Origin of the sequence: Escherichia sp. E4742, from assembly GCF_005843885.1 — a bacterium.
Lineage (GTDB): Bacteria > Pseudomonadota > Gammaproteobacteria > Enterobacterales > Enterobacteriaceae > Escherichia.
Map to the genome: position 1 here is coordinate 4,080,317 of NZ_CP040443.1, position 19,567 is coordinate 4,099,883.

The window sequence follows — 19,567 nt, forward strand, 5'->3', positions numbered from 1 at the left end:
CGTTCTTCTTCGTCGTAACTTAATGTTTTTATTTAAAACACCCCCTGAAAAGAAAGGAAACGACAGGTGCTGAAAACGGGCTTTTTGGCCTCTGTCGTTTCCTTTCTCTGTTTTTGTCCGTGGAATGAACAATGGAAGTCAACAAAAAGCAGCTGGCTGACATTTTCGGCGCGAGTATCCGTACCATTCAGAACTGGCAGGAGCAGGGAATGCCCGTTCTGCGAGGCGGTGGGAAGGGTAATGAGGTGCTTTATGACTCTGCCGCCGTCATAAAATGGTATGCCGAAAGGGATGCTGAAATTGAGAACGAAAAGCTGCGCCGGGAGGTTGAAGAACTGCGACAGGCCAGCGAGACAGATCTCCAGCCAGGGACTATTGAGTACGAACGCCATCGACTTACGCGTGCGCAGGCCGACGCACAGGAGCTGAAAAATGCCAGAGACTCCGCTGAAGTGGTGGAAACTGCATTCTGTACTTTCGTGCTGTCGCGGATCGCAGGTGAAATTGCCAGTATTCTCGACGGGATCCCCCTGTCGGTGCAGCGGCGTTTTCCGGAACTGGAAAACCGACATGTTGATTTCCTGAAACGAGATATCATCAAAGCCATGAACAAAGCATCCGCGCTGGATGAACTGATACCGGGGTTGCTGAGTGAATATATCGAACAGTCAGGTTAACAGGCTGCGGCATTTTGTCCGCGCCGGGCTGCGAGCCCTGTTCAGGCCGGAGCCACAGACCGCCGTTGAATGGGCGGATGCCAATTACTATCTCCCGAAAGAATCCGCATACCAGGAAGGGCGCTGGGAAACACTGCCCTTTCAGCGGGCCATCATGAATGCGATGGGCAGCGACTACATCCGCGAGGTGAATGTGGTGAAGTCTGCCCGTGTTGGTTATTCCAAAATGCTGTTGGGTGTTTATGCCTACTTCATAGAGCATAAGCAGCGCAACACACTTATCTGGTTGCCGACGGATGGTGATGCCGAGAACTTTATGAAAACCCACGTTGAGCCGACCATCCGTGATATTCCGTCGCTGCTGGCGCTGGCCCCGTGGTATGGCAAAAAGCACCGGGATAACACGCTCACTATGAAGCGTTTCACCAATGGTCGTGGCTTCTGGTGCCTGGGCGGTAAAGCGGCAAAAAACTACCGTGAAAAGTCGGTGGATGTGGCGGGTTATGATGAACTTGCTGCCTTTGATGATGATATTGAACAGGAAGGCTCTCCGACGTTCCTGGGTGACAAGCGTATTGAAGGCTCGGTCTGGCCAAAGTCCATCCGTGGCTCCACGCCCAAAGTGAGAGGCACCTGTCAGATTGAGCGTGCAGCCAGTGAATCCCCGCATTTTATGCGTTTTCATGTTGCCTGCCCGCACTGCGGGGAGGAGCAGTACCTTAAATTTGGCGATAAAGAGACGCCGTTTGGCCTCAAATGGACGCCGGATGATCCCTCCGGCGTGTTTTATCTCTGCGAACATAATGCCTGCGTCATCCGCCAGCAGGAGCTGGACTTCACTGATGCCCGTTATATCTGCGAAAAGACCGGGATCTGGACCCGTGATGGCATTCTCTGGTTTTCGTCATCCGGTGAAGAGATTGAGCCGCCGGACAGCGTGACCTTTCACATCTGGACGGCGTACAGCCCGTTCACCACCTGGGTGCAGATTGTCAAAGACTGGATGAAGACGAAAGGGGATACGGGAAAACGTAAAACCTTCGTGAACACCACGCTCGGTGAGACATGGGAAGCGAAAATCGGTGAACGTCCGGATGCCGAGCTGATGGCAGAGCGGAAAGAGCATTATTCAGCGCCCGTTCCTGACCGTGTGGCTTACCTGACCGCCGGTATCGACTCCCAGCTGGACCGCTACGAAATGCGCGTATGGGGATGGGGGCCGGGTGAGGAAAGCTGGCTGATTGACCGGCAGATTATTATGGGCCGCCACGACGATGAACAGACGCTGCTGCGTGTGGATGAGGCCATCAATAAAACCTATACCCGCCGGAATGGTGCAGAAATGTCGATATCCCGTATCTGCTGGGATATTGGCGGGATTGACCCGACCATTGTGTATGAACGCTCGAAAAAACATGGGCTGTTCCGGGTGATCCCCATTAAAGGGGCATCCGTCTACGGCAAGCCGGTGGCCAGCATGCCACGTAAGCGAAACAAAAACGGGGTTTACCTTACCGAAATCGGTACGGATACCGCGAAAGAGCAGATTTATAACCGCTTCACACTGACGCCGGAAGGGGATGAACCGCTTCCCGGTGCCGTTCACTTCCCGAATAACCCGGATATTTTTGATCTGACCGAAGCGCAGCAGCTGACTGCTGAAGAGCAGGTCGAAAAATGGGTGGATGGCAGGAAAAAAATACTGTGGGACAGCAAAAAGCGACGCAATGAGGCACTCGACTGCTTCGTTTATGCGCTGGCGGCGCTGCGCATCAGTATTTCCCGCTGGCAGCTGGATCTCAGTGCACTGCTGGCTAGCCTGCAGGAAGAAGATGGTGCAGCAACCAACAAGAAAACACTGGCAGATTACGCCCGTGCCTTATCCGGAGAGGATGAATGACGCGACAGGAAGAACTTGCCGCTGCCCGTGCGGCACTGCATGACCTGATGACAGGTAAACGGGTGGCAACAGTACAGAAAGACGGACGGCGAGTGGAGTTTACGGCCACTTCCGTGTCTGACCTGAAAAAATATATTGCAGAGCTGGAAGTGCAGACCGGCATGACACTGCGACGCAGGGGACCTGCAGGATTTTATGTATGAAAACGCCCACCATTCCCACCCTTCTTGGGCCGGACGGCATGACATCGCTGCGCGAATATGCCGGTTATCACGGCGGTGGCAGCGGATTTGGAGGGCAGTTGCGGGTGTGGAACCCACCGAGTGAAAGTGTGGATGCAGCCCTGCTGCCCAACTTTACCCGTGGCAATGCCCGCGCAGACGATCTGGTACGCAATAACGGCTATGCCGCCAACGCCATCCAGCTGCATCAGGATCATATCGTCGGGTCTTTTTTCCGGCTCAGTCATCGCCCAAGCTGGCGCTATCTTGGCATCGGGGAGGAAGAAGCCCGTGCCTTTTCCCGCGAGGTTGAAGCGGCATGGAAAGAGTTTGCCGAGGATGACTGCTGCTGCATTGACGTTGAGCGAAAACGCACGTTTACCATGATGATTCGGGAAGGTGTGGCCATGCACGCCTTTAACGGTGAACTGTTCGTTCAGGCCACCTGGGATACCAGTTCGTCGCGGCTTTTCCGGACACAGTTCCGGATGGTCAGCCCGAAGCGCATCAGCAACCCGAACAATACCGGCGACAGCCGGAACTGCCGTGCCGGTGTGCAGATTAATGATAGCGGTGCTGCGCTGGGATATTACGTCAGCGAGGACGGGTATCCTGGCTGGATGCCGCAAAAATGGACATGGATACCCCGCGAGTTACCCGGCGGGCGCGCCTCGTTCATTCACGTTTTTGAACCCGTGGAGGACGGGCAGACTCGCGGTGCAAATGTGTTTTACAGCGTGATGGAGCAGATGAAGATGCTCGACACGCTGCAGAACACGCAGCTGCAGAGCGCCATTGTGAAGGCGATGTATGCCGCCACCATTGAGAGTGAGCTGGATACGCAGTCAGCGATGGATTTTATTCTGGGCGCGAACAGTCAGGAGCAGCGGGAAAGGCTGACGGGCTGGATTGGTGAAATTGCCGCGTATTACGCCGCTGCGCCGGTCCGGCTGGGAGGCGCAAAAGTGCCACACCTGATGCCAGGTGACTCACTGAACCTGCAGACGGCTCAGGACACGGATAACGGCTACTCCGTGTTTGAGCAGTCACTGCTGCGGTATATCGCTGCCGGGCTGGGTGTCTCGTATGAGCAGCTTTCCCGGAATTACGCCCAGATGAGCTACTCCACGGCACGGGCCAGCGCGAACGAGTCGTGGGCGCACTTTATGGGGCGGCGAAAATTCGTCGCATCCCGTCAGGCGAGCCAGATGTTTCTGTGCTGGCTGGAAGAGGCCATCGCCCGCCGCGTGGTGACGTTACCTTCAAAAGCGCGCTTCAGCTTTCAGGAAGCCCGAAGTGCCTGGGGGAACTGTGACTGGATAGGCTCCGGTCGTATGGCCATCGATGGTCTGAAAGAAGTACAGGAAGCGGTGATGCTGATAGAAGCCGGACTGAGCACCTACGAGAAAGAGTGCGCAAAACGCGGCGACGACTATCAGGAAATTTTTGCCCAGCAGGTCCGTGAAACGATGGAGCGCCGCGCGGCTGGTCTTAAACCGCCCGCCTGGGCGGCTGCGGCATTTGAATCCGGGCTGCGACAATCAACAGAGGAGGAGAAGAGTGACAGCAGAGCTGCGTAATCTCCCGCATATTGCCAGTATGGCCTTTAATGAGCCGCTGATGCTTGAACCCGCCTATGCGCGGGTTTTCTTTTGTGCGCTTGCAGGCCAGCTTGGGATCAGCCGCCTGACGGATGCGGTGTCCGGCGACAGCCTGACTGCCGGAGAGGCACCCGCGACGCTGGCGTTATCCGGTGATGATGGCGGGCCACGACAGGCCCGCAGTTATCAGGTCATGAACGGCATCGCCGTGCTGCCGGTGTCCGGCACGCTGGTCAGCCGGACGCGGGCGCTGCAGCCGTATTCGGGGATGACCGGTTACAACGGCATTATCGCCCGTCTGCAACAGGCTGCCAGTGACCCGATGGTGGACGGCATTCTGCTCGATATGGATACGCCAGGCGGAATGGTGGCGGGGGCATTTGACTGCGCTGACATCATCGCCCGTGTGCGTGACATAAAGCCGGTATGGGCGCTGGCCAACGACATGAACTGCAGTGCAGGTCAGCTGCTTGCCAGTGCCGCCTCCCGGCGTCTGGTCACGCAGACCGCACGGACAGGCTCCATCGGCGTCATGATGGCTCACAGTAATTACGGTGCTGCGCTGGAGAAACAGGGCGTGGAAATCACGCTAATTTACAGCGGCAGCCATAAGGTGGATGGCAACCCCTACAGCCATCTTCCGGATGACGTCCGGGAGACACTGCAGTCCCGGATGGATGCAACCCGCCAGATGTTTGCGCAGAAGGTGTCGGCATATACCGGCCTGTCCGTGCAGGCTGTGCTGGATACCGAGGCTGCAGTGTACAGCGGTCAGGAGGCCATTGATGCCGGACTGGCTGATGAACTTGTTAACAGCACCGATGCGATCACCGTCATGCGTGATGCACTGGATGCACGTAAATCCCGTCTCTCAGGAGGGCGAATGACCAAAGAGACTCAATCAACAACTGTTTCAGCCACTGCTTCGCAGGCTGACATCACCACCGTGGTGCAAGCGACGGAGGGCGAAAACGCCAGCGCGGCGCAGCCGGACGTGAACGCGCAGATCACCGCAGCGGTTGCGGCAGAAAACAGCCGCATTATGGGGATCCTCAACTGTGAGGAGGCCCACGGACGCGAAGAACAGGCACGCGTGCTGGCAGAAACCCCCGGAATGACCGTGGAAACGGCCCGCCGCATTCTGACCGCAGCACCACAGAGTGCACAGGCGCGCAGTGACACTGCGCTGGATCGTCTGATGCAGGGGGCACCGGCACCGCTGGCTGCAGGTAACCCGGCATCTGATGCCGTTAACGATTTGCTGAACACACCAGTGTAAGGGATGTTTATGACGAGCAAAGAAACCTTTACCCATTACCAGCCGCTGGGCAACAGTGACCCGGCTCATACCGCAACCGCGCCCGGCGGATTGAGTGCGAAAGCGCCTGCAATGACCCCGCTGATGCTGGACACCGCCACCCGTAAGCTGGTTGCGTGGGATGGCACCACCGACGGTGCTGCCGTTGGCATTCTGGCGGTCGCTGCTGACCAGACCAGCACCACGCTGACGTTCTACAAGTCCGGCACGTTCCGTTATGAGGATGTGCTCTGGCCGGAGGCTGCCAGCGACGAGACGAAAAAACGGACCGCGTTTGCCGGAACGGCAATCAGCATCGTTTAACTTTACCCTTCATCACTAAAGGCCGCCTGTGCGGCTTTTTTTACGGGATTTTTTTATGTCGATGTACACAACCGCCCAGCTGCTGGCGGCAAATGAGCAGAAATTTAAGTTTGATCCGCTGTTTCTGCGTCTCTTTTTCCGTGAGAGCTATCCCTTCACCACGGAGAAAGTCTATCTCTCACAAATTCCGGGACTGGTAAACATGGCGCTGTACGTTTCGCCGATTGTTTCCGGTGAGGTTATCCGCTCCCGTGGCGGCTCCACCTCTGAATTTACGCCGGGATATGTCAAACCCAAGCATGAAGTGAATCCGCAGATGACCCTGCGTCGCCTGCCGGATGAAGATCCGCAGAATCTGGCGGACCCGGCTTACCGTCGCCGTCGCATCATCATGCAGAACATGCGTGACGAAGAGCTGGCCATTGCCCAGGTCGAAGAGATGCAGGCAGTTTCTGCCGTGCTTAAGGGCAAATACACCATGACCGGTGAAGCCTTCGATCCGGTTGAGGTGGATATGGGCCGCAGTGCGGCGAATAACATCACGCAGTCCGGCGGCACGGAGTGGAGCAAGCGTGACAAGTCCACGTATGACCCGACCGACGATATCGAAACTTACGCGCTGAACGCCAGCGGTGTGGTGAATATCATCGTGTTTGACCCGAAAGGCTGGGCGCTGTTCCGTTCCTTCAAGGCCGTCAGGGAGAAGCTGGATACCCGTCGCGGCTCTCATTCCGAGCTGGAGACAGCGGTGAAAGACCTGGGTAAAGCGGTGTCCTATAAGGGGATGTATGGCGATGTGGCCATCGTCGTGTATTCCGGACAGTACGTGGAAAACGGTGTCAAAAAGAACTTCCTGCCGGACAACACGATGGTGCTTGGGAACACTCAGGCACGCGGTCTGCGCACCTATGGCTGTATTCAGGATGCGGATGCATTGAGTGAGGGTATTAATGCGTCTCCTCGTTATCCGAAAAACTGGAAGACATCCGGCGATCCGGCGCGTGAGTTCACCATGATTCAGTCAGCACCGCTGATGCTGCTGGCTGATCCTGATGAGTTCGTGTCCGTACAACTGGCGTAATCATGGCCCTTCGGGGCCATTTTCTCTCTGTGGAGGAGTCCATGACGAAAGATGAACTGATTGCCCGTCTCCGCTCGCTGGGTGAACAACTGAACCGTGATGTCAGCCTGACGGGGACGAAAGAAGAACTGGCGCTCCGTGTGGCAGAGCTGGAAGAGGAGCTTGATGACACGGATGACACTGCCGGTCAGGACACCCCTCTCAGCCCGGAAAATGTGCTGACCGGGCATGAAAATGAGGTGGTATCAGCGCAGCCGGATACCGTGATTGATACGGCTGAACTGGTCACGGTCGTGGCACTGGTGACGCTGCATACCGATGCACTTCACGCCACGCGGGATGAACCTGTGGCATTTGTGCTGCCGGGAACGGCGTTTCGTGTCTCTGCCGGTGTGGCAGCCGAAATGACAGCGCGTAGCCTGGCCAGAATGCAATAACGGGAGGCGCTGTGGCTGATTTCGATAACCTGTTCGATGCTGCCATTACCCGCGCCGATGAAACGATACGCGGGTACATGGGAATGTCAGCCATCATTACATCCGGTGAGCAGTCAGGTGTTGTGATACGTGGTGTTTTTGATGACCCTGAAAATATCAGCTATGCCGGACAGGGCGTGCGCGTTGAAGGCTCCAGCCCGTCCCTGTTTGTCCGGACTGATGAGGTGCGGCAGCTGCGGCGTGGAGACACGCTGACCATCGGTGAGGAAAACTTCTGGGTAGACCGGGTTTCGCCGGATGATGGCGGAAGCTGTCATCTCTGGCTTGGGCGTGGCGTGCCGCCTGCCGTTAACCGTCGCCGCTGAAGGGAGGATGTATGGCCATAAAAGGTCTTGAGCAGGCCGTTGAAAACCTCAGCCGTATCAGCAGAACGGCGGTGCCCGGTGCCGCCGCAATGGCCATTAACCGCGTTGCTTCATCCGCGATATCGCAGTCGGCGTCACAGGTTGCCCGTGAGACAAAGGTACGCCGGAAACTGGTAAAGGAAAGGGCCAGGCTGAAAAGGGCCACGGTCAAAAATCCGCAGGCCAGAATCAAAGTTAACCGGGGGGATTTGCCCGTAATCAAGCTGGGTAATGCGCGGGTTGTCCTGTCCCGCCGCAGGCGTCGTAAAAAGGGGCAGCGTTCATCCCTGAAAGGTGGCGGTAGCGTGCTTGTGGTGGGAAACCGTCGTATTTCTGGCGCGTTTATTCAGCAACTGAAAAATGGCCGGTGGCATGTTATGCAGCGTGTGGCCGGGAAAAACCGTTACCCCATTGATGTGGTGAAAATCCCGATGGCGGTGCCACTGACCACGGCGTTTAAACAGAATATTGAGCGGATACGGCGTGAGCGTCTTCCGAAAGAGCTGGGCTATGCGCTGCAGCATCAACTGAGAATGGTAATAAAGCGATGAAACATACTGAACTCCGTGCAGCCGTACTGGATGCACTGGAGAAGCATGACACAGGGGCGACGCTTTTTGATGGTCGCCCCGCTGTTTTTGATGAGGAAGATTTTCCGGCAATTGCCGTTTATCTCACCGGCGCTGAATACACGGGCGAAGAGCTGGACAGCGATACCTGGCAGGCGGAGCTGCATATTGAAGTTTTCCTGCCTGCTCAGGTGCCGGATTCAGAGCTGGATTCGTGGATGGAGTCCCGGATTTATCCGGTGATGAGCGATATCCCGGCACTGTCAGATTTGATCACCAGTATGGTGGCCAGTGGCTATGACTACCGACGCGACGATGATGCGGGCCTGTGGAGTTCAGCCGATCTGACGTATGTCATTACCTATGAAATGTGAGGACGCTATGCCTGTACCAAATCCAACAATGCCGGTGAAAGGTGCCGGGACCACACTGTGGGTTTATAAGGGGAACGGTGACCCTTATGCGAACCCGCTTTCAGACGTTGACTGGTCGCGTCTGGCAAAAGTTAAAGACCTGACGCCCGGCGAACTGACCGCTGAGTCCTATGACGACAGCTATCTCGATGATGAAGATGCGGACTGGACTGCGACCGGGCAGGGGCAGAAATCTGCCGGAGATACCAGCTTCACGCTGGCGTGGATGCCCGGAGAGCAGGGGCAGCAGGCGCTGCTGGCGTGGTTTAATGAAGGTGATACCCGTGCCTATAAAATCCGCTTTCCGAACGGCACGGTCGATGTGTTCCGTGGCTGGGTCAGCAGTATCGGTAAGGCGGTGACGGCGAAGGAAGTGATCACCCGCACGGTGAAGGTCACCAATGTGGGACGCCCGTCGATGGCAGAAGATCGCAGCACGGTAACAGCGGCCACCGGCATGACGGTAACGCCAGCCAGTGCTTCCGTAGTGAAAGGGCAGAGCACCACGCTGACCGTGGCATTCCAGCCGGAGGGCGCAACCGACAAGAGCTTCCGTGCGGTGTCAGCGGATAAAACAAAAGCCACCGTGTCGGTCAGTGGTATGACCATCACCGTGAACGGCGTTGCTGCAGGCAAGGTCAACATTCCGGTTGTATCCGGTAATGGTGAGTTTGCTGCGGTTGCAGAAATCACCGTCACCGCCAGTTAATCCGGAGAGTCAGCGATGTTCCTGAAAACCGAATCATTTGAATATAACGGCGTGACCGTCACGCTTTCTGAACTGTCAGCCCTGCAGCGTATTGAGCATCTTGCCTGGTTGAAAGAGCAGGAAAAAAAGGCTGAATCCAGTGGCAACCTGCAGGTGTCTGTAGAGGATCTTATCAGAGGCGGGGCGTTTCTGGTGGCGATGTCTCTGTGGCATAACCATCCGCAGAAGACAAAGCTGCTGTCCATGAATGAAGCCATTACGCAGATTGAGCAGGAAGTGCTTACCACCTGGCCCACGGAGGCAATTGCTCAGGCTGAAAACGTGGTGCTACGTCTGTCCGGAATGTCTGAGTTTGTGGTGAATAATGCCCCTGAACAGGCAGAGGACGCCGGGCCTGCAGAGCCTGTTTCTGCGGGAAAGTGTTCGACGGTGAGCTGAGTTTTGCCCTGAAACTGGCGCGTGAGATGGGGCGACCCGACTGGCGCGCCATGCTTGCCGGGATGTCATCCACGGAGTATGCCGACTGGCACCGTTTTTACAGTACCCATTATTTTCATGATGTTCTGCTGGATATGCACTTTTCCGGGCTGACGTACACCGTGCTCAGCCTGTTTTTCAGCGATCCGGAGATGCATCCGCTGGATTTCAGTCTGCTGAATCGGTGTGAGGCTGACGAAGAGCCTGAAGATGATGTGCTGATGCAGAAAGCGGCAGGGCTTGCCGGAGGCGTCCGCTTTGGTCCGGACGGGAATAAAGTTATCCCCGCTTCCCCGGATGTGGCGGACATGACGGAGGATGACGTAATGCTGATGACAGTATCAGAAGGGATCGCAGGAGGAGTCCGGTATGGCTGAACCGGTAGGCGATCTGGTCGTTGATTTAAGTCTGGATGCGGCCAGATTTGACGAGCAGATGGCCAGAGTCAGGCGTCATTTTTCCGGTACGGAAAGTGATGCGAAAAAAACAGCGGCAGTCGTTGAACAGTCGCTGAGCCGACAGGCGCTGGCTGCACAGAAAGCGGGGATTTCCGTCGGGCAGTATAAAGCCGCCATGCGAATGCTGCCTGCACAGTTCACCGACGTGGCCACGCAGCTTGCAGGCGGGCAAAGCCCGTGGCTGATCCTGCTGCAACAGGGTGGTCAGGTTAAGGACTCCTTCGGCGGGATGATCCCCATGTTCCGGGGGCTTGCCGGTGCGATCACCCTGCCGATGGTCGGGGCCACCTCGCTGGCGGTGGCGACCGGTGCGCTGGCGTATGCCTGGTATCAGGGTAACTCAACCCTGTCCGATTTCAACAAAACGCTGGTCCTTTCCGGTCATCAGTCAGGTCTGACGGCAGATCGTATGCTGGTCCTGTCCAGAGCCGGACAGGCGGCAGGGCTGACGTTTAACCAGACCAGCGAGTCACTCAGCGCACTGGTTAAGGCGGGGGTAAGCGGTGAGGCTCAGATTGCGTCCATCAGCCAGAGTGTGGCGCGTTTCTCCTCTGCATCCGGTGTGGAGGTGAACAAGGTCGCTGAAGCCTTCGGGAAGCTGACCACAGACCCGACGTCGGGGCTGACGGCGATGGCACGCCAGTTCCATAACGTGACGGCGGAACAGATTGCGTATGTTGCTCAGTTGCAGCGTTCCGGCGATGAAGCCGGGGCATTGCAGGCGGCGAACGAGGCCGCAACGAAAGGGTTTGATGACCAGACCCGACGCCTGAAAGAGAACATGGGCACGCTGGAAACCTGGGCAGACAGGACAGCACGGGCATTCAAATCCATGTGGGATGCGGTGCTGGATATTGGTCGTCCTGATACCGCTCAGGAGATGCTGATTAAGGCAGAGGCTGCGTTTAAGAAAGCGGACGACATCTGGAATCTGCGCAAGGATGATTATTTTGTTAACGATGAAGCGCGGGCGCGTTACTGGGATGATCGTGAAAAGGCCCGTCTTGCGCTTGAAGCCGCCCGAAAGAAGGCTGAACAGCAGAGTCAACAGGACAAAAATGCGCAGCAGCAGAGCGATACCGAAGCGTCACGGCTGAAATATACCGAAGAGGCGCAGAAGGCTTACGAACGACTGCAGACGCCGCTGGAGAAATATACCGCCCGTCAGGAAGAACTGAATAAGGCACTGAAAGACGGGAAAATCCTGCAGGCAGATTACAACACGCTGATGGCGGCGGCGAAAAAGGATTATGAAGCGACGCTGAAAAAGCCGAAACAGTCCGGCGTGAAGGTGTCTGCGGGCGATCGTCAGGAAGACAGTGCTCATGTTGCCCTGCTGACGCTTCAGGCAGAACTCCGGACGCTGGAGAAACATGCCGGAGCGAATGAGAAAATCAGCCAGCAGCGCCGGGATTTGTGGAAGGCAGAAAGTCAGTTCGCGGTACTGGAGGAGGCGGCACAACGTCGCCAGCTGTCCGCACAGGAGAAATCCCTGCTGGCGCATAAAGATGAGACGCTGGAGTACAAACGCCAGCTGGCTGCACTTGGTGACAAGGTTACGTATCAGGAGCGCCTGAACGCGCTGGCGCAGCAGGCGGATAAATTCGCACAGCAGCAACGGGCAAAACGGGCAGCCATTGAGGCGAAAAACCGGGGGCTGACTGACCGGCAGGCAGCGCGGGACGCCACGGAACAGCGCCTGAAGGAACAGTATGGCGATAATCCTCTGGCGCTGAATAACGTCATGTCAGAGCAGAAAAAGACCTGGGCGGCTGAAGACCAGCTTCGCGGGAGCTGGATGGCAGGCCTCAAGTCTGGCTGGAGTGAGTGGGAAGAGAGCGCCACGGACAGTATGTCGCAGGTTAAAAGTGCTGCCACGCAGACCTTTGATGGTATTGCACAGAATATGGCGGCGATGCTGACCGGCAGTGAGCAGAACTGGCGCAGCTTCACCCGTTCCGTGCTGTCCATGATGACAGAAATTCTGCTTAAGCAGGCAATGGTGGGGATTGTCGGGAGTATCGGCAGCGCCATTGGCGGTGCTGCCAGTAGTGGCGCATCAGCGTCTGGTGGTACAGCCATTCAGGCAGCTGCGGCGAAATTCCATTTTGCGACCGGGGGATTTACGGGAACCGGCGGCAAATATGAGCCTGCGGGGATTGTTCACCGTGGTGAATTTGTCTTCACGAAGGAGGCAACCAGCCGGATTGGCGTGGGGAATCTCTACCGGCTGATGCGCGGCTATGCCACCGGTGGTTATGTCGGTACACCGGGCAGCCTGGCGGACAGCCGGTCGCAGGCGTCCGGGAAGTTTGAGCAGAATAACCATGTGGTGATTAATAACGACGGCACGAACGGTCAGATAGGTCCGGCTGCTCTGAAGGCGGTGTATGACATGGCCCGCAAGGGTGCCCGTGATGAAATTCAGACACAGATGCGTGATGGTGGCCTGTTCTCCGGAGGTGGACGATGAAAACCTTCCGCTGGAAAGTGAAACCCGGTATGGATGTGGCTTCGGCCCCTTCCGTCAGGAAGGTGCGCTTTGGTGATGGTTACTCCCAGCGCGCGCCTGCCGGGCTGAATGCCAACCTGAAAACGTACAGCGTGACGATTTCTGTCCCCCGTTGGGAGGCCACGGCGCTGGAATCGTTTCTGGCAGAGCACGGAGGCTGGAAAGCCTTTCTGTGGACGCCGCCTTATGACTGGCGGCAGATAAAGGTGATCTGCGCAAAATGGTCGTCGCGGGTCAGTATGCTGCGTGTTGAGTTCAGCGCAGAGTTTGAACAGGTGGTGAACTGATGCAGGATATCCGACAGGAAACACTGAATGAATGCACCCGTGCGGAGCAGTCTGCCAGCGTGGTGCTCTGGGAAATCGATCTGACAGAGGTTGGTGGAGAACGTTATTTTTTCTGTAATGAGCAGAACGAAAAAGGTGAGCCGGTCACCTGGCAGGGGCGACAGTATCAGGCGTATCCCATTCAGGGGAGTGGTTTCGAACTGAATGGCAAAGGCACCAGTACGCGCCCCACGCTGACGGTTTCTAACCTGTACGGTATGGTCACTGGGATGGCGGAAGACCTGCAGAGTCTGGTCGGCGGAACGGTGGTCAGGCGTAAGGTTTATGCCCGTTTTCTGGATGCGGTGAACTTCGTCAACGGAAACAGCGACGCCGATCCGGAGCAGGAGGTGATTAGCCGCTGGCGCATCGAGCAGTGCAGCGAACTGAGCGCGGTCAGTGCCTCTTTTGTACTGTCCACGCCGACGGAAACGGATGGTGCCGTTTTTCCGGGACGTATCATGCTGGCCAACACCTGCACCTGGACCTATCGCGGTGATGAGTGCGGTTATAACGGTCCGGCTGTCGCTGATGAATATGACCAGCCGACGTCCGATATCACGAAGGATAAATGCAGCAAATGCCTGAGTGGCTGTAAGTTTCGCAATAATGTCGGCAACTTTGGCGGCTTCCTTTCCATTAACAAACTTTCGCAGTAAATCCCATGACAGAGACAGAATCAGCGATTCTGGCGCACGCCCGACGATGTGCGCCAGCGGAGTCGTGCGGCTTCGTAGTGAGAACGCCGGAGGGGGAAAGATATTTTCCCTGCGTGAATATCTCCGGTGAGCCGGAGGATTATTTCCGGATGTCGCCGGAGGACTGGCTGCGGGCAGAAATGCAGGGTGAGATTGTGGCGCTGGTCCACAGCCACCCCGGTGGTCTGCCCTGGCTGAGTGAGGCCGACCGGCGGCTGCAGGTGCAGAGTGATTTGCCGTGGTGGCTGGTCTGCCGGGGGGCGATTCACAAGTTCCGCTGTGTGCCACATCTTACCGGGCGGCGCTTTGAGCACGGGGTGACGGACTGTTACACGCTGTTCCGGGACGCTTACCATCTGGCGGGGATTGAGATGCCGGATTTTCATCGCGGGGATGACTGGTGGCGTAACGGTCAGAATCTCTATCTGGATAATCTGGAGGCCACAGGGCTGTATCAGGTGCCGTTGTCATCAGCACAACCGGGCGATGTGCTGCTGTGCTGTTTTGGTTCATCGGTGCCGAATCATGCCGCCATTTACTGTGGTGATGGCGAGCTGCTGCACCATATTCCTGAACAACTGAGCAAACGAGAGAGGTATACCGACAAATGGCAGCGACGCACACACTCCCTCTGGCGTCACCGGGCATGGCACGCATCTGCCTTTACGGGGATTTACAACGATTTGGCCGCCGCATCGACCTTCGTGTGAAAACGGGGGCTGAAGCCATCCGCGCACTGGCCACACAGCTCCCGGCGTTTCGTCAGAAACTGAGCGACGGCTGGTATCAGGTACGGATTGCCGGGCGGGACGTCAGCACGTCCGGGTTAACGGCGCAGTTACATGAGACTCTGCCTGATGGCGCTGTGATTCATATTGTTCCCAGAGTCGCCGGGGCCAAGTCAGGTGGCGTATTCCAGATTGTCCTGGGAGCAGCCGCCATTGCCGGATCATTCTTTACTGCCGGAGCCACCCTTGCAGCGTGGGGGGCAGCCATTGGGGCCGGTGGTATGACCGGCATCCTGTTTTCTCTCGGTGCCAGTATGGTGCTCGGTGGTGTGGCCCAGATGCTGGCACCGAAAGCCAGAACTCCCCGTACACAGACAACGGATAACGGTAAGCAGAACACCTATTTCTCCTCACTGGATAACATGGTTGCCCAGGGCAATGTTATGCCTGTTCTGTATGGTGAAATGCGCGTGGGGTCACGTGTGGCATCTCAGGAGATCAGCACGGCAGACGAAGGGGACGGTGGTCAGGTTGTGGTGATTGGTCGCTGATGCAAAATGTTTTATGTGAAACCGCCTCCGGGCGGTTTTGTCGTTTATGGAGCATGACGAATGGGTAAAGGCAGCAGTAAGGGGCATACCCCGCGCGAAGCAAAGGACAACCTGAAGTCCACGCAGTTGCTGAGTGTGATCGATGCCATCAGCGAAGGGCCGATAGAAGGTCCGGTGGATGGATTAAAAAGCGTGCTGCTGAACAGTACACCGGTGCTGGACAGTGAGGGAAATACCAACATCTCCGGCGTCACGGTGGTGTTCCGGGCAGGTGAGCAGGAACAGACACCGCCGGAGGGTTTTGAATCCTCCGGATCCGAGACGGTGCTGGGTACGGAAGTGAAATACGACACGCCGATCACCCGGACCATCACGTCGGCAAACATCGACCGTCTGCGCTTTACCTTCGGTGTGCAGGCACTGGTGGAAACCACCTCAAAGGGGGACCGGAATCCGTCGGAAGTCCGCCTGCTGATTCAGATACAACGTAACGGTGGCTGGGTGACGGAAAAAGACATCACCATTAAGGGCAAAACCACCTCGCAGTATCTGGCCTCGGTGGTGGTGGGTAACCTGCCGCCGCGCCCGTTCAACATCCGGATGCGCAGGATGACACCGGACAGCACCACAGACCAGCTGCAGAACAAAACGCTCTGGTCGTCATACACCGAAATCATCGATGTGAAACAGTGCTACCCGAACACGGCACTGGTCGGCGTGCAGGTGGATTCGGAGCAGTTCGGCAGCCAGCAGGTGAGCCGTAATTATCATCTTCGCGGGCGCATTCTGCAGGTGCCGTCGAACTATAACCCGCAGACGCGGCAATACAGCGGTATCTGGGACGGAACGTTTAAGCCAGCATACAGCGACAATATGGCCTGGTGTCTGTGGGATATGCTGACCCACCCGCGCTACGGCATGGGGAAACGTCTTGGTGCGGCGGATGTGGATAAATGGGCGCTGTATGTCATCGGCCAGTACTGCGACCAGTCTGTACCGAATGGTTTTGGTGGCACGGAGCCGCGTATCACCTGTAATGCCTACCTGACCACACAGCGTAAGGCGTGGGATGTGCTCAGTGATTTCTGCTCGGCGATGCGCTGTATGCCGGTATGGAACGGGCAGACGCTGACGTTCGTGCAGGACCGACCGTCGGATAAGGTGTGGACCTATAACCGCAGTAATGTGGTGACGCCGGATGATGGCGCGCCGTTCCGCTACAGCTTCAGCGCCCTGAAGGACCGCCATAATGCCGTTGAGGTGAACTGGATTGACCCGAATAACGGCTGGGAGACAGCGACAGAGCTTGTGGAGGACACGCAGGCCATTGCCCGTTACGGTCGTAACGTCACGAAGATGGATGCCTTTGGCTGTACCAGTCGGGGGCAGGCGCACCGCGCCGGGCTGTGGCTGATTAAAACGGAGCTGCTGGAAACGCAGACCGTGGACTTCAGCGTGGGCGCAGAAGGGCTTCGCCATGTACCGGGCGATGTCATTGAAATCTGTGATGATGACTATGCGGGGATCAGCATCGGCGGGCGTGTGCTGGCGGTGAACAGCCAGACCCGGACGCTGACGCTCGACCGTGAAATCACGCTGCCATCCTCCGGCACCACGCTGATAAGCCTGGTTGACGGGCAGGGGAATCCGGTCAGCGTGGAGGTCCAGTCCGTCACCGACGGCGTGAAGGTGAAAGTGAGCCGGGTTCCTGACGGCGTTGCCGAGTACAGCGTGTGGGGGCTGAAGCTGCCGACGCTGCGCCAGCGCCTGTTCCGCTGCGTGAGTATCCGTGAGAATGACGACGGCACGTATGCCATCACCGCTGTGCAGCATGTGCCGGAGAAAGAGGCCATCGTGGATAACGGGGCGCACTTTGACGGCGACCAGAGCGGCACGGTGAATGGTGTCACGCCGCCAGCGGTGCAGCACCTGACCGCAGAAGTCACCGCAGACAGCGGGGAATACCAGGTGCTGGCGCGCTGGGATACGCCGAAGGTGGTGAGGGGGGTGAGCTTTATGCTTCGCCTGACCGTGGCAGCGGATGACGGCAGTGAGCGGCTGGTCAGCACGGCCAGGACGACGGAAACCACATACCGCTTCACGCAACTGGCGCTGGGAAATTACAGGCTGACAGTCCGGGCGGTAAATGCGTGGGGACAGCAGGGCGATCCGGCATCGGTATCGTTCCGGATTGCCGCACCGGCAGCACCGTCGCGGATTGAGCTGACGCCGGGCTATTTTCAGATAACCGCCACGCCGCATCTTGCGGTTTATGACCCGACGGTACAGTTTGAGTTCTGGTTCTCGGAAAAGCGGATTGCGGATATCAGGCAGGTTGAAACCACAGCACGCTATCTTGGTACGGCGCTGTACTGGATAGCCGCCAGTATCAATATTAAGCCGGGCCATGATTATTATTTTTATATCCGCAGTGTGAATACTGTTGGTAAATCGGCATTCGTGGAGGCTGTCGGTCGGGCGAGCGATGATGCGGAAGGTTACCTGGATTTTTTCAAAGGCCAGATAACCGAATCCCATCTCGGCAAGGAGCTGCTGGAAAAAGTCGAGCTGACGGAGGATAACGCCAGCAAACTGGAGGAGTTTTCGAAAGAGTGGAAGGACGCCAACGATAAATGGAATGCCATGTGGGGCGTCAAAATTGAGCAGACCGAAGACGGCAAACATTATGTCGCGGGGCTTGGCCTCAGCATGGAGGATACAGAGGAAGGCAAACTGAGCCAGTTCCTGGTTGCCGCTAACCGTATCGCGTTTATTGATCCGTCCAGTGGCAACACGAAACCGATGTTTGTGGCGCAGGGCAACCAGATATTCATGAACGAAGTGTTTCTGAAATATCTGACGGCTCCCACCATTACCAGCGGCGGTAATCCTCCGTCATTTTCCCTTACACCGGACGGGCGGCTGACGGCGAGAAATGCCGATATCAGCGGTAACGTGAATGCGAACTCCGGGACGCTCAATAATGTCACGGTAAATGAAAACTGTACGATTAAGGGCATGCTGGAGGCGAACCAGGTCAGAGGTGACTTCGTTAAAACTGTATCCAAATCATTCCCGAAACAGGCTGGTACGTGGGGTAACACGGAAACACCAGGCGGGACGGTTACAGTCACCATTTACGATGATCATAACTTTGACCGCCAGATTATTATTCCGCCCATTATTTTTAACGGTGTGGCGTATGACGATCCGGGGAGCGGTAATAAACCGGGAGGTACGCGATACACGGGTTATGGTTTTGAAGTTCGCAAAAACGGCGTATTAATCGCATCCAGAGAAACTAAAGGAGCCATTCCCGGTAGTTACAGTGCGGTTATTGATATGCCGAGTGGTGGTGGTAGCGTCACTCTGGAGTTTAAGATTTTCCAGAAAGGCAATCGGGGCGCAGGTAACATCACAGACTGTACGGTGATTGTGACCAAAAAAGCTGCTTCCGGTATCAGTATCCGTTGAAATATTTATAACCCAAATACGGGCGCCAGAAATGGCGCCTTTTTTATTGCAGAAAAGCGAGAGGTAATTATGCGTAAATTATGTGCTGTTATTCTGTCTGCAGTAGTCTGGCTGGTCGCCGCTGGTACGCCAGCGAGTGCAGCAGAGCATCAGTCCACACTAAGCGGAGGGTATCTTCAGTCCCATACTGATATGCCCGGCAACGATGACCTGAAGGGCATTAACGTGAAATACCGTTATGAATTTACGGACACGCTGGGGCTGGTGACGTCATTCAGCTATGCAGGAGACAAGAATCGCCAGATTACCCGTTACAGCGATACCCGCTGGCATGAAGATTCAGTGCGTAACCGCTGGTTCAGCGTGATGGCGGGGCCGTCTGTACGCGTGAATGAATGGTTCAGTGCTTATGCGATGGCGGGTGTGGCTTACAGCCGTGTTTCGACCTTCTCCGGAGATTATCTCCGCGTAACTGATAACAAGGGGAAAACGCACGATGTGCTGACCGGAAGTGATGACGGTCGCCACAGCAACACGTCTCTGGCGTGGGGGGCTGGCGTGCAGTTTAACCCGACCGAATCCGTGGCCATTGATATTGCTTATGAAGGTTCCGGCAGTGGCGACTGGCGTACTGACGGTTTCATCGTGGGTGTCGGTTATAAATTCTGATTAGCCAGGTAACACAGTGTTATGACAGCCCGCCGGTTCAG

General features: G+C 56.6%; 21 protein-coding genes. All 21 read left to right on the forward strand.

The genetic code is table 11. From position 1 onward, the window contains the following. Positions 1–131 precede the first annotated feature (131 nt). The gene (locus tag FEM44_RS19605) at positions 132–677 is read left to right on the forward strand and encodes a DNA-packaging protein (protein ID WP_135522251.1); all 546 of its coding nucleotides are present in this window, start codon (positions 132–134) and stop codon (positions 675–677) included. Further along, positions 652–2,577: a phage terminase large subunit family protein gene (locus tag FEM44_RS19610; protein WP_135522252.1), complete on the forward strand. Its 1,926-nt coding sequence runs from the start codon at positions 652–654 to the stop codon at positions 2,575–2,577. Before FEM44_RS19605 ends, FEM44_RS19610 begins: the two co-directional genes overlap by 26 nt. Next, on the forward strand, positions 2,574–2,780 hold the full coding sequence (locus tag FEM44_RS19615; RefSeq protein WP_000198148.1) for a phage head-tail joining protein: 207 nt from the start codon (positions 2,574–2,576) through the stop codon (positions 2,778–2,780). The genes FEM44_RS19610 and FEM44_RS19615 overlap by 4 nt, the downstream gene beginning before the upstream one ends. Continuing rightward, positions 2,777–4,378 (forward strand): phage portal protein, encoded by a 1,602-nt coding sequence (locus FEM44_RS19620; RefSeq protein ID WP_135522253.1) that lies wholly within the window; start codon positions 2,777–2,779, stop codon positions 4,376–4,378. Before FEM44_RS19615 ends, FEM44_RS19620 begins: the two co-directional genes overlap by 4 nt. Beyond that, complete coding sequence (locus FEM44_RS19625; protein ID WP_135522254.1) at positions 4,359–5,678, forward strand: S49 family peptidase; 1,320 nt, start codon at positions 4,359–4,361, stop codon at positions 5,676–5,678. Before FEM44_RS19620 ends, FEM44_RS19625 begins: the two co-directional genes overlap by 20 nt. Before the next feature lie 9 nt (positions 5,679–5,687). Beyond that, positions 5,688–6,020, forward strand: a complete 333-nt coding sequence (locus tag FEM44_RS19630; RefSeq protein WP_001345004.1) for a head decoration protein — start codon at positions 5,688–5,690, stop codon at positions 6,018–6,020. A 55-nt stretch (positions 6,021–6,075) separates the two neighbouring features. After that, entirely contained in the window at positions 6,076–7,101 is a 1,026-nt protein-coding gene (locus FEM44_RS19635) for a major capsid protein (RefSeq protein ID WP_135522255.1), read from the forward strand. 41 nt (positions 7,102–7,142) lie between these two features. Continuing rightward, a complete protein-coding gene (locus FEM44_RS19640) occupies positions 7,143–7,538 on the forward strand; it encodes a DNA-packaging protein FI (RefSeq protein WP_135522256.1) in 396 nt (131 codons plus the stop codon). 11 nt (positions 7,539–7,549) lie between these two features. Beyond that, entirely contained in the window at positions 7,550–7,903 is a 354-nt protein-coding gene (locus FEM44_RS19645) for a head-tail joining protein (RefSeq protein ID WP_135522257.1), read from the forward strand. An 11-nt stretch (positions 7,904–7,914) separates the two neighbouring features. Then, entirely contained in the window at positions 7,915–8,493 is a 579-nt protein-coding gene (locus FEM44_RS19650; RefSeq protein WP_135522258.1) for a phage tail protein, read from the forward strand. After that, entirely contained in the window at positions 8,490–8,885 is a 396-nt protein-coding gene (locus tag FEM44_RS19655; RefSeq protein ID WP_000683145.1) for a phage minor tail U family protein, read from the forward strand. The genes FEM44_RS19650 and FEM44_RS19655 overlap by 4 nt, the downstream gene beginning before the upstream one ends. A 7-nt stretch (positions 8,886–8,892) precedes the next feature. Then, positions 8,893–9,633 carry a phage tail protein gene (locus FEM44_RS19660; protein ID WP_001467857.1) on the forward strand — a complete coding sequence of 247 codons (741 nt, stop codon included), beginning with the start codon at positions 8,893–8,895 and terminating at the stop codon, positions 9,631–9,633. 15 nt (positions 9,634–9,648) lie between these two features. After that, the gene (gene gpG, locus FEM44_RS19665; RefSeq protein ID WP_021533779.1) at positions 9,649–10,071 is read left to right on the forward strand and encodes a phage tail assembly chaperone G; all 423 of its coding nucleotides are present in this window, start codon (positions 9,649–9,651) and stop codon (positions 10,069–10,071) included. Next, on the forward strand, positions 10,053–10,487 hold the full coding sequence (locus tag FEM44_RS19670) for a phage tail assembly protein T (protein WP_001605279.1): 435 nt from the start codon (positions 10,053–10,055) through the stop codon (positions 10,485–10,487). The genes gpG and FEM44_RS19670 overlap by 19 nt, the downstream gene beginning before the upstream one ends. After that, positions 10,480–13,041, forward strand: a complete 2,562-nt coding sequence (locus FEM44_RS19675) for a phage tail tape measure protein (RefSeq protein WP_138159156.1) — start codon at positions 10,480–10,482, stop codon at positions 13,039–13,041. The genes FEM44_RS19670 and FEM44_RS19675 overlap by 8 nt, the downstream gene beginning before the upstream one ends. Beyond that, positions 13,038–13,367, forward strand: a complete 330-nt coding sequence (locus FEM44_RS19680) for a phage tail protein (protein ID WP_061091766.1) — start codon at positions 13,038–13,040, stop codon at positions 13,365–13,367. Before FEM44_RS19675 ends, FEM44_RS19680 begins: the two co-directional genes overlap by 4 nt. Continuing rightward, the gene (locus tag FEM44_RS19685; RefSeq protein ID WP_001152538.1) at positions 13,367–14,065 is read left to right on the forward strand and encodes a phage minor tail protein L; all 699 of its coding nucleotides are present in this window, start codon (positions 13,367–13,369) and stop codon (positions 14,063–14,065) included. The genes FEM44_RS19680 and FEM44_RS19685 overlap by 1 nt, the downstream gene beginning before the upstream one ends. Positions 14,066–14,070: 5 nt before the next feature. Further along, entirely contained in the window at positions 14,071–14,814 is a 744-nt protein-coding gene (locus FEM44_RS19690; RefSeq protein WP_135522259.1) for a C40 family peptidase, read from the forward strand. Next, complete coding sequence (locus FEM44_RS19695) at positions 14,811–15,383, forward strand: tail assembly protein (protein WP_240726803.1); 573 nt, start codon at positions 14,811–14,813, stop codon at positions 15,381–15,383. Before FEM44_RS19690 ends, FEM44_RS19695 begins: the two co-directional genes overlap by 4 nt. 60 nt (positions 15,384–15,443) lie before the next feature. Beyond that, a complete protein-coding gene (gene gpJ / locus FEM44_RS19700; RefSeq protein WP_135522261.1) occupies positions 15,444–18,857 on the forward strand; it encodes a phage attachment tail tip protein J in 3,414 nt (1,137 codons plus the stop codon). A gap of 69 nt (positions 18,858–18,926) precedes the next feature. After that, a complete protein-coding gene (locus FEM44_RS19705) occupies positions 18,927–19,526 on the forward strand; it encodes an Ail/Lom family outer membrane beta-barrel protein (RefSeq protein ID WP_135522262.1) in 600 nt (199 codons plus the stop codon). Positions 19,527–19,567: the final 41 nt, after the last annotated feature.

What these genes read in the sequence shown, in the direction of transcription:
- FEM44_RS19605 (WP_135522251.1), top strand. Translation starts at nt 132, where the DNA reads ATGGAAGTCAACAAAAAGCAGCTGGCTGACATTTTCGGCGCGAGTATC.
- FEM44_RS19615 (WP_000198148.1), top strand. Translation starts at nt 2,574, where the DNA reads ATGACGCGACAGGAAGAACTTGCCGCTGCCCGTGCGGCACTGCATGAC.
- FEM44_RS19620 (WP_135522253.1), top strand. Translation starts at nt 2,777, where the DNA reads ATGAAAACGCCCACCATTCCCACCCTTCTTGGGCCGGACGGCATGACA.
- FEM44_RS19630 (WP_001345004.1), top strand. Translation starts at nt 5,688, where the DNA reads ATGACGAGCAAAGAAACCTTTACCCATTACCAGCCGCTGGGCAACAGT.
- FEM44_RS19635 (WP_135522255.1), top strand. Translation starts at nt 6,076, where the DNA reads ATGTCGATGTACACAACCGCCCAGCTGCTGGCGGCAAATGAGCAGAAA.
- FEM44_RS19640 (WP_135522256.1), top strand. Translation starts at nt 7,143, where the DNA reads ATGACGAAAGATGAACTGATTGCCCGTCTCCGCTCGCTGGGTGAACAA.
- FEM44_RS19650 (WP_135522258.1), top strand. Translation starts at nt 7,915, where the DNA reads ATGGCCATAAAAGGTCTTGAGCAGGCCGTTGAAAACCTCAGCCGTATC.
- FEM44_RS19655 (WP_000683145.1), top strand. Translation starts at nt 8,490, where the DNA reads ATGAAACATACTGAACTCCGTGCAGCCGTACTGGATGCACTGGAGAAG.
- FEM44_RS19660 (WP_001467857.1), top strand. Translation starts at nt 8,893, where the DNA reads ATGCCTGTACCAAATCCAACAATGCCGGTGAAAGGTGCCGGGACCACA.
- gpG (WP_021533779.1), top strand. Translation starts at nt 9,649, where the DNA reads ATGTTCCTGAAAACCGAATCATTTGAATATAACGGCGTGACCGTCACG.
- FEM44_RS19675 (WP_138159156.1), top strand. Translation starts at nt 10,480, where the DNA reads ATGGCTGAACCGGTAGGCGATCTGGTCGTTGATTTAAGTCTGGATGCG.
- FEM44_RS19680 (WP_061091766.1), top strand. Translation starts at nt 13,038, where the DNA reads ATGAAAACCTTCCGCTGGAAAGTGAAACCCGGTATGGATGTGGCTTCG.
- FEM44_RS19685 (WP_001152538.1), top strand. Translation starts at nt 13,367, where the DNA reads ATGCAGGATATCCGACAGGAAACACTGAATGAATGCACCCGTGCGGAG.
- FEM44_RS19690 (WP_135522259.1), top strand. Translation starts at nt 14,071, where the DNA reads ATGACAGAGACAGAATCAGCGATTCTGGCGCACGCCCGACGATGTGCG.
- gpJ (WP_135522261.1), top strand. Translation starts at nt 15,444, where the DNA reads ATGGGTAAAGGCAGCAGTAAGGGGCATACCCCGCGCGAAGCAAAGGAC.
- FEM44_RS19705 (WP_135522262.1), top strand. Translation starts at nt 18,927, where the DNA reads ATGCGTAAATTATGTGCTGTTATTCTGTCTGCAGTAGTCTGGCTGGTC.